This window comes from Bradyrhizobium sp. Bra78 (genome assembly GCF_024519855.1).
In the GTDB taxonomy this organism is placed as follows: domain Bacteria; phylum Pseudomonadota; class Alphaproteobacteria; order Rhizobiales; family Xanthobacteraceae; genus Bradyrhizobium; species Bradyrhizobium japonicum_G.
In genome coordinates this window covers 286,803-299,189 of record NZ_JALJRE010000005.1, presented here as the reverse complement: position 1 = coordinate 299,189, position 12,387 = coordinate 286,803, and the positions used below count along the sequence as shown (strand labels likewise).

Annotated in this window: 12 protein-coding genes; 9 read left to right on the top strand and 3 right to left on the bottom strand. The window is 65.9% G+C overall.

What is annotated here, in order from left to right; all coding sequences use genetic code 11:
• Nucleotides 1–177: 177 nt before the first annotated feature.
• Nucleotides 178–324: a hypothetical protein gene (locus OC450_RS14465; protein WP_211387367.1), complete on the top strand. Its 147-nt coding sequence runs from the start codon at nt 178–180 to the stop codon at nt 322–324.
• A gap of 167 nt (nt 325–491) precedes the next feature.
• On the opposite strand, the gene ntrC is transcribed toward OC450_RS14465, so the two are convergent.
• From ntrC to dusB, 3 genes are read right to left on the bottom strand one after another with little or no spacing between them, the layout of a single operon-like run.
• Complete coding sequence (gene ntrC, locus OC450_RS14460) at nt 492–1,934, bottom strand: nitrogen regulation protein NR(I) (RefSeq protein ID WP_211387357.1); 1,443 nt, start codon at nt 1,932–1,934, stop codon at nt 492–494.
• 9 nt (nt 1,935–1,943) lie between these two features.
• A complete protein-coding gene (locus tag OC450_RS14455) occupies nt 1,944–3,119 on the bottom strand; it encodes a two-component system sensor histidine kinase NtrB (protein ID WP_256806700.1) in 1,176 nt (391 codons plus the stop codon).
• Nucleotides 3,116–4,117 carry a tRNA dihydrouridine synthase DusB gene (gene dusB / locus OC450_RS14450; RefSeq protein WP_256806702.1) on the bottom strand — a complete coding sequence of 334 codons (1,002 nt, stop codon included), beginning with the start codon at nt 4,115–4,117 and terminating at the stop codon, nt 3,116–3,118. Before dusB ends, OC450_RS14455 begins: the two co-directional genes overlap by 4 nt.
• Nucleotides 4,118–4,399: 282 nt before the next feature.
• Here dusB and OC450_RS14445 point away from each other — a divergent pair, with 282 nt between their 5' ends.
• The 8 genes from OC450_RS14445 to OC450_RS14410 all read left to right on the top strand — a co-directional run bounded on the left by OC450_RS14445 (nt 4,400) and on the right by OC450_RS14410 (nt 12,347).
• Nucleotides 4,400–5,596 carry a bifunctional 2-C-methyl-D-erythritol 4-phosphate cytidylyltransferase/2-C-methyl-D-erythritol 2,4-cyclodiphosphate synthase gene (locus tag OC450_RS14445; RefSeq protein WP_211387354.1) on the top strand — a complete coding sequence of 399 codons (1,197 nt, stop codon included), beginning with the start codon at nt 4,400–4,402 and terminating at the stop codon, nt 5,594–5,596.
• Nucleotides 5,597–5,599: 3 nt separating this feature from the next.
• Complete coding sequence (locus tag OC450_RS14440) at nt 5,600–6,202, top strand: CinA family protein (RefSeq protein WP_211387353.1); 603 nt, start codon at nt 5,600–5,602, stop codon at nt 6,200–6,202.
• Between the two features lie 995 nt (nt 6,203–7,197).
• Complete coding sequence (locus tag OC450_RS14435) at nt 7,198–7,905, top strand: c-type cytochrome (RefSeq protein WP_211387317.1); 708 nt, start codon at nt 7,198–7,200, stop codon at nt 7,903–7,905.
• 11 nt (nt 7,906–7,916) lie between these two features.
• A complete protein-coding gene (locus tag OC450_RS14430; RefSeq protein WP_211387318.1) occupies nt 7,917–9,155 on the top strand; it encodes a cytochrome c in 1,239 nt (412 codons plus the stop codon).
• A gap of 19 nt (nt 9,156–9,174) precedes the next feature.
• Entirely contained in the window at nt 9,175–9,351 is a 177-nt protein-coding gene (locus OC450_RS14425; RefSeq protein ID WP_181769924.1) for a hypothetical protein, read from the top strand.
• The gene (locus OC450_RS14420; RefSeq protein ID WP_211387319.1) at nt 9,348–9,923 is read left to right on the top strand and encodes a cytochrome C oxidase subunit II; all 576 of its coding nucleotides are present in this window, start codon (nt 9,348–9,350) and stop codon (nt 9,921–9,923) included. Before OC450_RS14425 ends, OC450_RS14420 begins: the two co-directional genes overlap by 4 nt.
• A complete protein-coding gene (locus tag OC450_RS14415; protein WP_256806709.1) occupies nt 9,910–11,532 on the top strand; it encodes a b(o/a)3-type cytochrome-c oxidase subunit 1 in 1,623 nt (540 codons plus the stop codon). The genes OC450_RS14420 and OC450_RS14415 overlap by 14 nt, the downstream gene beginning before the upstream one ends.
• Entirely contained in the window at nt 11,532–12,347 is an 816-nt protein-coding gene (locus OC450_RS14410) for a c-type cytochrome (protein ID WP_256806711.1), read from the top strand. Before OC450_RS14415 ends, OC450_RS14410 begins: the two co-directional genes overlap by 1 nt.
• Nucleotides 12,348–12,387: the final 40 nt, after the last annotated feature.

The following is a 12,387-nucleotide window of genomic DNA, read 5'->3' as shown; positions in this document are numbered from 1 at the left end:
GGGGATGCTGAAAACGGGGATCCGCGGATCGCGGATACTGATGCATTCCTACCACAATGTTGCCGAATTGCGACAATTCCGCGGCGCATCTGCCACGGCGGACCGGCGCATCCACAGGGCATGCCGGGCCGGCGCCAGCCGGCGGAACGGATTCCCGTCCTTCCGGCTTGATCCCGCATGGACAGGTTCTTTCTCGCGATGATGGTTTCGGCCGTGCTGCTGCTGATCGTGGCCGCTGACCTCTTGGTCAACGGCCCGAGCCTGGAGGCGCGGTCGGTGAACCTCGCCTCCACGATGCCGGTTTCAACCCGGCTGGTCAGATAGGTCTGAGGACGCGCGCCCCAGGCCGAATGACCTTTTGCATGTTCCAGAGGAACATTTCAGCCCGGATCGGACTTCTGCTCACCGCGTCAGCCACAACGGCCAGCGCGATCCGGACAGGCTCAGCTCCGCTTTGGTAGGGGAGCTGAGCCACCGTCAGGTTCGAAAAACTAGCCCCCGCTCCGATAGACCTGGATATCGAGATCCCGGATCTTCTTCCGCAGCGTGTTGCGGTTGAGGCCGAGCAGGTCGGCTGCGCGGATCTGGTTGCCGCGGGTGGCGGCGAGCGCAGCCGTCAGCAGCGGCACCTCGATCTCCTTGAGGATGCGGTGATAGAGCCCCGGCGGCGGCACGCCGTTCGGAAAACCCTGGAAGTGCGAGGACAGATACGCCTCCACCGCGCCACCGAGATTGTCGACGCCCTGCTGGACGGCGGCACCCGCACTGACCGTGGGTGGGGCCAGCTCGCCGTCGATGACGGAGCCGGTGATCACGTCCTGCGGATAGAGCGCCGCGAGGCGCCGCGCCAGGTTCTCGAGCTCGCGCACGTTGCCCGGCCAGCGGTGCTGCTTCATCCGCTCCAGCGCCAGCGTGTCGAGCTTCTTCGGCGGCAGGCCGTCCTTCTCGGCCAGCGTGAAGAAGTGCCGCACGAGGTCCGGCAGGTCCTCGATGCGCTCGCGCAAGGGGGGAAGCCGCAGCGGCACGACGTTGAGGCGGAAGAACAGATCCTCGCGGAACAGGCCCTGCTGGATCAGGACGCGCAGGTCCTTGTTGGAGGCCGCGACGATGCGCACGTCGGTCTTGATCGGAGTGCGGCCGCCGACGGTGGTGTATTCGCCCTGCTGAAGCACGCGCAGCAGGCGCGTCTGCGCCTCCATCGGCATGTCGCCGATCTCGTCGAGGAACAGCGTGCCGCCCTCGGCCTGCTCGAACCGGCCCGAGGCGCGGGTGTTGGCGCCGGTGAAGGCGCCGCGCTCATGGCCGAACAGTTCGGACTCGATCAGGTCACGGGGGATCGCGGCCATGTTGACCGCGACGAACGGGCCGTTGCGCCGCTTGCCGTAATCATGCAGCGCGCGCGCCACCAACTCCTTGCCGGTGCCGGACTCGCCCGTGATCATCACGGTGAGATCGGTCTGCATAAGCCGCGCCAGCACGCGGTAGATTTCCTGCATCGCCGGCGAGCGGCCGACCAGCGGGATCGCCTCCATCTCGGCGTCCTCGTCCGGCGACGAGATCCGCTCCTTCGGCTCGGCCAGCGCGCGGCCGACGATGGCGATCAGCTCCTTCAGGTCGAAGGGTTTTGGCAGATATTCGTACGCTCCCCGCTCGGAGGCGCGGATCGCCGTCATGAACGTGTTCTGCGCGCTCATGACGATGACGGGCAAATTCGGCCGCATCTTCTTGATCCGCGGCAGCAGGTCGAACGCGTTCTCGTCGGGCATCACCACGTCGGTGATGACGAGATCGCCCTCCCCCTGGCTGACCCAGCGCCACAGCGTCGCGGCATTGCCGGTGAGCCTGACCTCGTAGCCGGCGCGGGATAGTGCCTGATTGAGAACCGTGCGGATGGCGGTGTCGTCATCAGCAACGAGAATGCTACCTGCGGGCATCGTTAATCCTCATTTTGCCCCCTGTGATGCAGACGACGACTTCCCGGCAGAGCCGTCGCGACTGCTTTGATCGGCATGTTTCACCGATGTGGAATACATCGGCATCAGCACGCGGAAGGTGGTCCTGCGCGGCTGAGATTCGCATTCGATGATGCCCCCGTGATCGCCGATGATCTTCGCGACCAGGGCGAGGCCCAGACCCGAGCCGGTCTGCTTGGTGGTCACGAAGGGATCGAACAGGTTGGGCAGAAGATCGTCCGGCACGCCTGGTCCATTGTCCTTGACGCAGAATTCAAGCGGCAGAGATACCCGGGATTTTTGACCGGGGACTGACAGACGCACGCCGGGACGGAACGCGGTGGTGAGCTGGATCTCGGCGTCGGGAACGTCGATCAGGGCTTCGGCGGCGTTCTTGACCAGATTGAGGAACACCTGAATGAGCTGATCCTGGTTCGCCAGCACCGGCGGCAGCGAGGGATCGTAGTCCTCGACGAAACGGATGTTGCGGGCAAAGCCCGATTGCGCCAGCCGTTTGACGTGATCGAGCACGGAATGGATGTTGACGGGGCCACGGACCACGGGACGTTCGTCGCCGAACACTTCCATGCGGTCGACCAGCGTCACGATACGATCGGCCTCGTCGCAGATCAGCCGCGTCAGCATGCGGTCTTCCGAGGAGGCCTGCTGCTCCAGAAGCTGCGCCGCGCCGCGGATGCCGGAGAGCGGATTCTTGATCTCGTGCGCCAGCATCGCGGCCAGCGCGATCACCGAGCGCGCGGCGCTGCGATGGGTGAGCTGGCGGTCCATCTTGTCGGCGATGGTGCGTTCCTGGAGCATCACCACGATATGTCCGGGCCGCTCGGTCAGCGGCGCGACGTGGAGATCGACCTGGCGGTCGCCGCCCATGCGCGGCGTGCCCAGATCAACCTTGTATTCGTTGACCGGCGAATTCGACGAGCGCACCTGGTCGATCAGCGCCAGCAACGGGCTTCCGAACGGAACCAGCTCCTTCAGCGACTGCCGCTTCAGGAACTGCGTCGAGATCTCGAAGAAGGCTTCGGTCGCGATGTTGGCGGCGACGATCTTGCCGTCCGGCCCGATCATGAGCACGGGATTGGGAAGTGCGTCCAGGATGGCGTCGCTGTCGGACGGAATCGGCCGACGATGTTCAACGGCTGAGCTCATGCAGCAGCGCTCCATGCGAAGTCGTCGAAGGCATCTTGCAGGGACTGGTGGACGCGGCCCGGATCCTCCGAGGTGAGGATCTTCTGGCGCCAGGATTTCAGCGTCGCGGCCGGCGCACGACTCACATCGGCCGCAACGTCGAGCGCCCAGCCGAGATGTTTTCGCGCGTGCCTCAGGCCGATGCGCAGGCCGTACAGCGCGCAGACACCCTCATAGAGCGTGCGCACGTAATGGAGCTGCGTCTCGAGCGACGGCGTGGCTTCCGCTGCCCCGCCCTTCAGGCGGCGGCCGATCTGGCCGGGCAGCCAGGGCTGGCCATTGGCGCCGCGGCCGATCATCACGGCATCGGCGCCGGAGGCTTCCAGCGCCGCGAGCGCCTTCTCGTAAGACGTGATGTCGCCATTGACGACGAGCGGAATCGAGACGGCCTCGCGCACGGCGCGGATCGCATCCCAATCGGCCTCGCCCTTGTAGAACTGGCAGCGGGTGCGGCCATGCACGGTGACGAGCTTGACGCCGGATGCCTCCGCGCGGCGCGCCAGTTCCGGCGCGTTGCGCGTGAGGTCGTCCCAGCCGAGCCGCATCTTCAGCGTCACCGGCACCTTCACCGCCGCGATCGTCGCCTCGATCAGGCTGACGGCATGGTCGAGGTCACGCATCAGGGCCGAGCCGGACTGGCCGCCGGTGACGTGACGGGCCGGACAGCCCATGTTGATGTCGATGATATCGGCGCCTTCGGCCTCGGCGATCCGGGCGCCCTCTGCCATCCAATGCGTCTCGCAGCCGGCGAGCTGGACTACATGCGGGCCGATTCCCGTGGCTTCGCAGCGCAACCGGGACATCCGATGGCCATTGGCGAGCTCGTCGCTGGCGGTCATTTCGGACACGACCAAACCGGCCCCCAGCTCCGCGGCCAACCTGCGGACGGGCGAGTCCGTCACCCCCGACATCGGCGCCAGGAAGACCGGGGCGGCGACATCAATATCGCCTATTTTCAACGGCTTAGAGCCAGATAATGCCGAGCCGGTCACAGGGGTCTCGTTGCGTAGGCAGGGCCTCATCGCGCCTGCCATGATCTATCTTGCGCACAATTCTTGTGCAGTCAAGCGTCATGCCTACAGTTTAGACAGTTCTGCAAATCTTTCAAGTGCAGTGCAACAAAATGCTGTTTCCCACAATCCAGGGAAACCCCCTTTTTTTGCGGGCCTGTCGTGCTAGAGGCATGCGGCCATCACCCCACTCCCGAGTTCTCCTCATTATCAACTGAGTATTTGAGTCCTATGGCGAAATCACAGCGCACCGCAGTCGTTCTTGTCGCGGCCGGACGCGGCCTGCGCGCAGGTGCTGGTGGGCCGAAGCAATATCGCGAGATCGGCGGCGTGCCGGTGATCTATCGCGCCATGGAAGCCTTCAGCGGTCACGCCGAGGTGTTCGCGGTGCAGCCGGTGGTGAACCCCGACGACAGCGCCATGTTCACGGCGGCGGTCGCAGGACTCAAGCACGAGCCGCCGACAAATGGCGGCGCGACCCGGCAGGCTTCCGTTCTCGCCGGTCTCGAAGCGCTTGCAAAGCACAAGCCGGACATCGTCCTGATCCACGACGCCGCGCGGCCCTTCGTCTCGGACGGCGTGATCTCGCGCGCGATCGAGGCGGCGAGCCGCACCGGCGCCGCGATCCCCGTCGTTCCCGTCACCGACACCATCAAGGTCACCGGCGCGAGCGGCCAAGTCGAGGACACGCCGGACCGGGCTCGCCTGCGAATCGCGCAGACGCCGCAATCCTTTCGTTTCGACGTCATCCTCGAGGCGCATCGTCGGGCGGCAAAGGACGGGCGCAGCGATTTCACCGACGATGCCGCGATTGCCGAATGGGCGGGATTGACGGTTGCAACCTTTGAAGGCGATGTTGCCAATATGAAGCTCACCACCCCCGAGGATTTCGTGCGCGAGGAAGCGCGCCTGGCCAGCCTGCTCGGCGACATCAGGACCGGCACGGGCTATGACGTGCACGCTTTCGGCGAGGGCGACCATGTCATGATCTGCGGCGTCCGCGTGCCGCACAGCAAGGGCTTCCTGGCGCATTCCGACGGCGATGTCGGCCTGCATGCGCTGGTCGACGCCATTCTCGGCGCGCTCGCCGATGGCGATATCGGTTCGCACTTTCCCCCGAGCGACGCCAAGTGGAAGGGCGCCTCCTCCGACCAGTTCTTGAAATACGCCATCGAACGCGTCACCGCGCGGGGCGGCCGCGTCGCCAATCTCGAGGTGACGATGATCTGCGAGCGGCCGAAGATCGGCCCCTTGCGCGACACCATGCGCGCGCGCATCGCCGAGATTTCCGGTGTCGACATCTCCCGCGTCGCTGTGAAGGCGACGACCAGCGAGCGGCTCGGCTTCACCGGCCGCGAGGAAGGCATCGCGGCCACCGCAAGCGCCACCATCCGCCTGCCGTTTAACGAGAAGACTTGGAGCGCCTAGTCCATGGCCGGCAGCGACGCACGCGCCCTCTCCCGCTCGCTGCTCGATCTGTGCCGGATGCGCAAGCTGACGATCGCGACCGCCGAGTCCTGCACCGGCGGGCTCGTCGCAGGCGCACTGACCGACATCCCCGGCTCGTCCGACGTGATCGATCGCGGCTTCGTCACCTATTCCAATGACGCCAAGCGCGCGATGCTGGGGGTCGAGGCCGGGACGCTTGCCAATTTTGGCGCCGTCAGCAAGGAGACCGCGACCGCCATGGCGGTCGGCGCGCTGGAGCGTGCCGGCGTCGATCTCGCGGTCGCCATCACCGGCATCGCCGGTCCGGGCGGCGCCACGCCGGGCAAACCGGTCGGTCTCGTCCATTTCGCGGTCGCCGCGCGCGACGGCCGCATCGTCCACCGCGAGCATCGTTTCGGCGCGATCGGCCGCACCGCCGTCCGTCAGCGCTCCGTCGTCGAGGCGCTGCGCATGCTGATGGATCTTGCCCGCGGCCCGCAGGCGGCGACAAAGCCCCGCCGCGCCGCCGCAGCCACTCGTCTGCGTCCTCGCGTGACCCGCTCGCCGCGCCGGCATGTGGCCAAGCGCAGACCGCCGCGGGGCTGAGACCTCGCGCCGCCGCGAGCAGCGCGCTGGCGTGATCGAGCACGTGCTGCCTGACCGCATCGGCATCCGACGGCTTCAGCTTCGCGCTCACGGTCAACTCCACGACGGGCGCTGCGGGATTGGCGGCATCGATGACCTTCGACACATTGACCGCCGGTGCGGCCTTCTCGTCGATCCGCGGGTCGCCGTCCCGGATATGGCTGCGCTCGTGCGGGCCACAATCTCTTGCGTTGCCCGACGGGCAAAACACGCCATCGATGGGTCGATGCCGGCCGACGAAAAGATTCCACTTTACCGAAATTCGGCTTTGGCGTATTCCTGCGCCACCTCATCCCCAGTCAGAGGGGCGTATCGCGATCGTCACGAAACGCGGGATGGGTTGTGGCGGACGCTGGCAGCACTGGCGCGAAGGGCATCGCAGGGCGGCAAAAACCGTGAGCGACAGCGGCGCGCAACGACCGGTGCGGTTCGCGTACGGCAAAACCGTGTCGTCCTGACGCCCGGGGTCTGTGCGTCAAGTCCTGCGGTGATGCGGCGGCCCGACCGGGCACGCGCATCAGCGATCCGCAAGGCGACGGGGGCAATAGTGCATCGCTCCCCGGGGAGAGCACGGCATAAGCCGTCAAACCGCTGCGCAGGGAAGGCCGTGTGTTGGGCTTAACCTGTATGCCGCTGTGCAGAATCTTGTAGCGCAACCTTCGCACAGTGGACCGTGGGTGCCAGCCGGCACCCGGCCTTCCCTGCGCCCTCTGACAAAAGAGGGCGACACGACGAAGCAAAGCTCGGGCGAGACACGCCGCGAGGCTGCAGCGTCATGTTTGCTTTTCAAAAAGCACGCAAATCTTGTCGAATTCGATCGGGATCGTGACGGTTCAAGCGCGACCAAACGTCGTGGTTTCCGTCAGAACTTGGCGCGGCAAAAATATTGGCGCAATAATGCCGCTCTACGTTGTGGTCCGGAATCAACCGACCCACCCCTCTGGAGGGCGACAAAAGTGCTCGCTCGCGCCGCGGCCTCGGCCGTCGTCATGATTGCTTTGACCGCCTTTGATGGTGCAGCCGCACAAACGGCCAACCAGCCGCCGGATACCATGGCAGCGCGGGTGGAAGCCTGCACGCCGTGTCACGGCAACAAGGGCGAAGGTACCAGCGACGTCTATTTCCCGCGCCTTGCCGGCAAGCCGGCCGGTTATCTCTACAACCAGCTCCTCGCCTTCCGCAGCGGCCGGCGCAAATACCCGCCGATGAACTATCTGCTGGAGTTTCTGCCGGACCCGTATCTGGAGGCGATGGCGGAATATTTCGCCAGCGAGCATCCGCCGCTGCCGCAGCCCGCGCCGAGCGAGGTCAGCAAGGACGTGTTGGCGCAGGGCGAGCTGCTCGTGACCAGCGGCGATGCGGGGCGCAACATTCCGGCCTGCGTCAGCTGCCACGGCCCGGGACTGACGGGCATGCAGCCCGGCATCCCCGGCCTGCTGGGCCTCCGCTCCAACTACATCAGCGCGCAACTTGGCGCGTGGCGCTACGGCACCCGCACCGCCAGGTCGCCCGACTGCATGCAGCTTGTGGCCGGCCACCTGACCGAAGCCGACGTCACCGCGGTCGCAGCCTGGCTCGCCACGCGGCCGGCTCCCGCCAACCCTGCTCCCGTCCCGAAAGGCACCTACGCGCTGCCCTTCGGCTGCGGCAGCCAGCCCAACTGACGAGGCGGATGATGGGCTTCAAATTGTCGATCACGCTCCTCGCGCTCGTAGCGCTCACCACGGCTGCGCAGGCGCAGGACAAGACGGGCGATGTCATCGCGCGCGGCGAATATCTCGCCCGAGCCGGCGACTGCACCGCTTGCCATACCGCGGCCGAGGGCCGCCTGTTCGCCGGCGGACGTCCGATGCCGACCCCGTTCGGAACGATCTACACCTCCAACATCACGCCCGATCCGGAGACCGGCATCGGCAAGTGGAGCGCAGACGATTTCTACAGAACCATGCACAACGGGCGCTTCCCGGATGGCGGGCTGATCTATCCGGCGATGCCGTTTGCGTCCTACACCAAGGTCACGCGCGCCGACAGCGACGCGATCTTCGCCTATCTGCGCTCGGTCGCGCCGGTGAACCAGAAGAACAAGCCGCACGAGCTGCGTTTCCCTTACGACAACCGTCAGCTCATCCTCGGCTGGCGCACGCTGTTCTTCAGCGAAGGCGAGTTCAAGCCGGATCCGAAAAAATCGGCGGAATGGAATCGCGGCGCCTATCTGGTTGAGGGCCTCGGCCATTGCGGCATGTGCCATTCGCCGATCAACGCGCTCGGCGGCACCTCGCAATCGGACGCCTTCAAGGGCGGGCTGATCCCGATGCAGAACTGGTACGCGCCCTCGCTGACGTCGAATCGCGAAGCAGGCCTCGGCGACTGGAGCATCAAGGACATCACCGATCTGCTCCAGACCGGCGTCTCCATGCGCGGCGTGGTCTACGGTCCGATGGCCGAGGTGGTGCACAACAGCCTGCAATATCTCAACGACGAGGACACCAGGGCGATGGCGGTGTACCTCAAGGGCATCGCGGAGCCCTCGCCTTCGCCGCCGGCAAGCTCGGCACTGCCGACCACCGAAAGCAGCCTGCTGATCAGCCTCGGCAAGACCGTCTACGACAAGAGCTGCGCGAGCTGTCACGGCACGCAGGGCGAAGGCAAGCCGCCGCACTGGCCGCCGCTCGCCAACAACCAGTCGATCGAGATGCAGTCGGCGGTCAATCCGATCCGCATGGTGCTGAACGGCGGCTATCCGCCGGGGACCAAGGGCAATCCGATGCCGTATGGCATGCCGCCCTTCGCCGGCCTCCTCTCCGACAACGAGGTCGCCGCCGTCGTCTCCTACATCCGCACCGCCTGGGGCAATCGCGGCACGCCGGTCTCGGCGCGCGAGGCCAACGAGCTGCGCTCCGCACCGCTGAACTGAGAGGCGCCGAGGAAACGTCATGTTCAATTCCGATCCGCCGACCAGCCCCGCCGCCGCCGATCAGGCTGTCGAGGAGGTCGTGGCGCAGGGCCCGTCCGGCGCGATCGTGCTCGCCGGCATCGCCACCGCCTGCGTGGTCGCGATGTGGTTCGCCTTCTATCTGTTCGTCTTCCTGCCGCGCGGGTCGCTGCAATGAGCGCCGAGGAAACCCACGGCAACGGCAGCGCCAGCACCGAGGTCGCAGCCCGCGTCGAGCGGCGCTGGGCCACCATCGCGGCAATCATCATCGTGATGATGGCGCTGCTGGCGGCATTCGCGGGCATTCATCGCGCGACCATGCCGCAGCCGCGCGTCGAGACCACCGATCCCTCGCGGCTGCATCTGAGCGGCGAGTTCGTCGAGAGCAATCTTGGCAGCGTGCTGGAGGCCAACGGCAACGTGACGGTGCGCGCGATCGGCCAGCAATATTCCTTCACGCCGGCCTGCATCGTGGTGCCCGCCGACACGCCGATCACGCTGCGCGCCACCAGCGCCGACGTCGTGCACGGCATCCTGATCCAGGGCACCAACGTCAACACCATGCTGGTTCCGGGCTACATCTCCGAGCAGCTGATGCGCTTTACAAAGACCGGTGACTATCTGATGCCCTGCCAGGAGTTTTGCTCTTTCGGCCACGAGGGCATGTGGGGCAAGGTCAAGGTGATCGACAAGGCCGAGTTCGCGAACCGCGCGAAGGGTGGCGGGAGGCTGAGCTGTGTTGGTCAATAGGAAGCTCATTCTCGCCCATTTCTGGCTGGCCTTCGCCGTGTTCGGCATCGCGCTCACGCTCGGCGCCTGGCAGATGTTCATTCGCAGCCCGATCGGCACCTGGCTGTCCAATCCCGAGCTCTATTACCGTTCGCTGACCGCGCACGGCACGGTGATGGGCTACGTCTTCCCGACCCTGGTCGCGATGGGCTTCGGCTATGCCATCAGCGAGGCCGCGCTGCAGCAGCGCCTCGTCGGCGTGCGCTGGGCCTGGGCCGGCTTCTGGCTGATCGTCATCGGCAGCATCATGGCCGTGATCCCGATCGCGCTCGGCCGTGCCTCGGTGCTCTACACGTTCTATCCGCCGCTGATCGGCAACGTCTTCTACTATCTCGGCGTCGTGCTGGTCGTGGTCGGCTCCTGGATCTGGGTCGCGCTGATGTCGGTCAATCTGCGCATCTGGCGAAAGGCCCATCCCGGCGCGCCGGTGCCGCTGGCGATGTTCGCCAATGTCGCGGGCTCCTATCTGTGGGCCTGGACCGCCGTCGGCGCCGCGCTCGAGCTGTTGCTCCAGATCATCCCGGTGGCGGCGGGATTGAAGAACACCATCGATGCCGGACTTGCGCGCATCTTCTTCTCCTGGACGCTGCACGCCATCGTCTATTTCTGGCTGATGCCGACCTACATCGCGTATTACACCATCGTGCCGCGCGCGATCGGCGGCCGGGTCTATTCCGACACGATGGCGCGGATCTCCTTCATCCTGTTTCTGGTGGTGGCGATGCCGATCGGCATGCACCACACCTTCGCCGATCCGCAGGTCGGCGCCGGCTTCAAGTTCATCCATTCCGCCTTCACGGCGCTGGTCACGCTGCCGACGTTTCTGACCGTGTTCACGATCTGCGCCTCTGTCGAGATCGCCGCGCGCCTGCGCGGCGGACGCGGGCTGTTCGGTTGGATCACGGCGCTGCCCTGGGACAATCCGATGATGCTGGCGCTCGCCTTCTCCTTCGTCATGCTCGGCTTCGGCGGCGCCGGCGGCCTCATCAACATGAGCTACCAGCTCGATACCTCGATCCACAACACGCAATGGATCACCGGCCATTTCCACCTGATCTTCGGCGGCGCCATCGTGATCATGTATTTCGCGATCGCCTATGATCTCTGGCCGCATCTGACGGGGCGCGAGCTGGTCGATCTCCGCCTGATCCGCACCCAGCTCTGGCTGTGGTTCGTCGGCATGATCGTCACGACCTTCCCGTGGCACTGGGTCGGGATTCTGGGCATGCCGCGCCGCATGGCCTATTTCGACTTCGGCGATCCTGCGATCGCGCCGCAGGCGCTCTCGGTCACCCTGTCGGCGATCGGCGGCTTCATCCTGCTGGCGTCGGGCATCATGTTCATCGTCATCCTGGCTCGCGGCATGCGTGCGCCCCAGGCCGACGCCGGTGCCTATCGCTTCGCGCTCGCCGTGCATCAGCCGGCCACCGTCCCGGTCGCGCTCAACACACACGCGTTGTGGGTGGCGCTGATGATCGGCCTCACCCTCACCAATTACGGCTATCCGATCCTGAATCTGGCGCTGAGCGAGGGCACCTCGGTGCCGGCCGTCTATGTGGGAGCGCAGTGATGAGCACGCGCGAGCTCTTCACCCTCACCAATCGTCATTTCAAGGCGAGTGTCGGCATCTTTGCCGCTATCTTCGTCGTGACGGCGATTGCCGGTTTCATCGTGCTACCGTTCGCACAGCCCTGGGTTCAGTTCGCCAACGTCTGGGATGCGATCTGCAGCGCCGCCGGCGTGCCGCAGCGCGCGGCAAGCGTGGCGACGCCGGAGCAGAGCAAGCGCCTCTCGGAGGTCGTGCTCACGTCGAACACGCTGTCACGCCCGAGCCAGGAAGCGATCGGCCGCGGTGCCACCCTGGCTCAACGCTGCGCGATCTGCCACGGCCCGACCGGCGTCAGCCGCGCGGATTCGCCCAACCTCGCCGGCCAGTACGCTGCCGTGATCTACAAGGAGCTGCACGATTTCCGCACCGGCGCGCGCACCAATGCGGTGATGTCGCCGTTCGCCGTCAATCTGACGGATCAGGAGATCGCGGACCTCTCGAACTATTACGCCTATCTGCCGCGGCTGCCGGCCTACCACCCGACGCCGCAGCTGCCGAAGCCCAATATCGTGATCTATGGCGCGCCGATGCGCGGGATCGCGCCGTGCGGCTCCTGCCATGGCAGCCTCGACAACAAAACCGGCAGCCCGTGGCTCGAGGGCCAGTCGGAGGCCTACATGAAGGCGCAGCTCCAGGCCTTCGCCTCCGACGAACGGCGCAACGACATCAGCCAGCAGATGCGCAACGTCGCACGCGCGATGACGCCGCAGGAGATCGAGCAGGCCGCGGCATATTACGCCTCGCAGCCGCCGGATATCGTGAAGGCGGTGGATTGAAGTGAGGAGTTCGTGCGGCGTGGATCCCGGCTCTGCGGAG

Bases quoted from the DNA above. Each gene is read 5' to 3' on its own strand.
- OC450_RS14465 (WP_211387367.1), top strand. From the start codon at position 178: ATGGACAGGTTCTTTCTCGCGATGATGGTTTCGGCCGTGCTGCTGCTG.
- ntrC (WP_211387357.1), bottom strand. From the start codon at position 1,934: ATGCCCGCAGGTAGCATTCTCGTTGCTGATGACGACACCGCCATCCGC.
- OC450_RS14455 (WP_256806700.1), bottom strand. From the start codon at position 3,119: ATGAGCTCAGCCGTTGAACATCGTCGGCCGATTCCGTCCGACAGCGAC.
- OC450_RS14445 (WP_211387354.1), top strand. From the start codon at position 4,400: ATGGCGAAATCACAGCGCACCGCAGTCGTTCTTGTCGCGGCCGGACGC.
- OC450_RS14440 (WP_211387353.1), top strand. From the start codon at position 5,600: ATGGCCGGCAGCGACGCACGCGCCCTCTCCCGCTCGCTGCTCGATCTG.
- OC450_RS14430 (WP_211387318.1), top strand. From the start codon at position 7,917: ATGGGCTTCAAATTGTCGATCACGCTCCTCGCGCTCGTAGCGCTCACC.
- OC450_RS14425 (WP_181769924.1), top strand. From the start codon at position 9,175: ATGTTCAATTCCGATCCGCCGACCAGCCCCGCCGCCGCCGATCAGGCT.
- OC450_RS14420 (WP_211387319.1), top strand. From the start codon at position 9,348: ATGAGCGCCGAGGAAACCCACGGCAACGGCAGCGCCAGCACCGAGGTC.
- OC450_RS14410 (WP_256806711.1), top strand. From the start codon at position 11,532: ATGAGCACGCGCGAGCTCTTCACCCTCACCAATCGTCATTTCAAGGCG.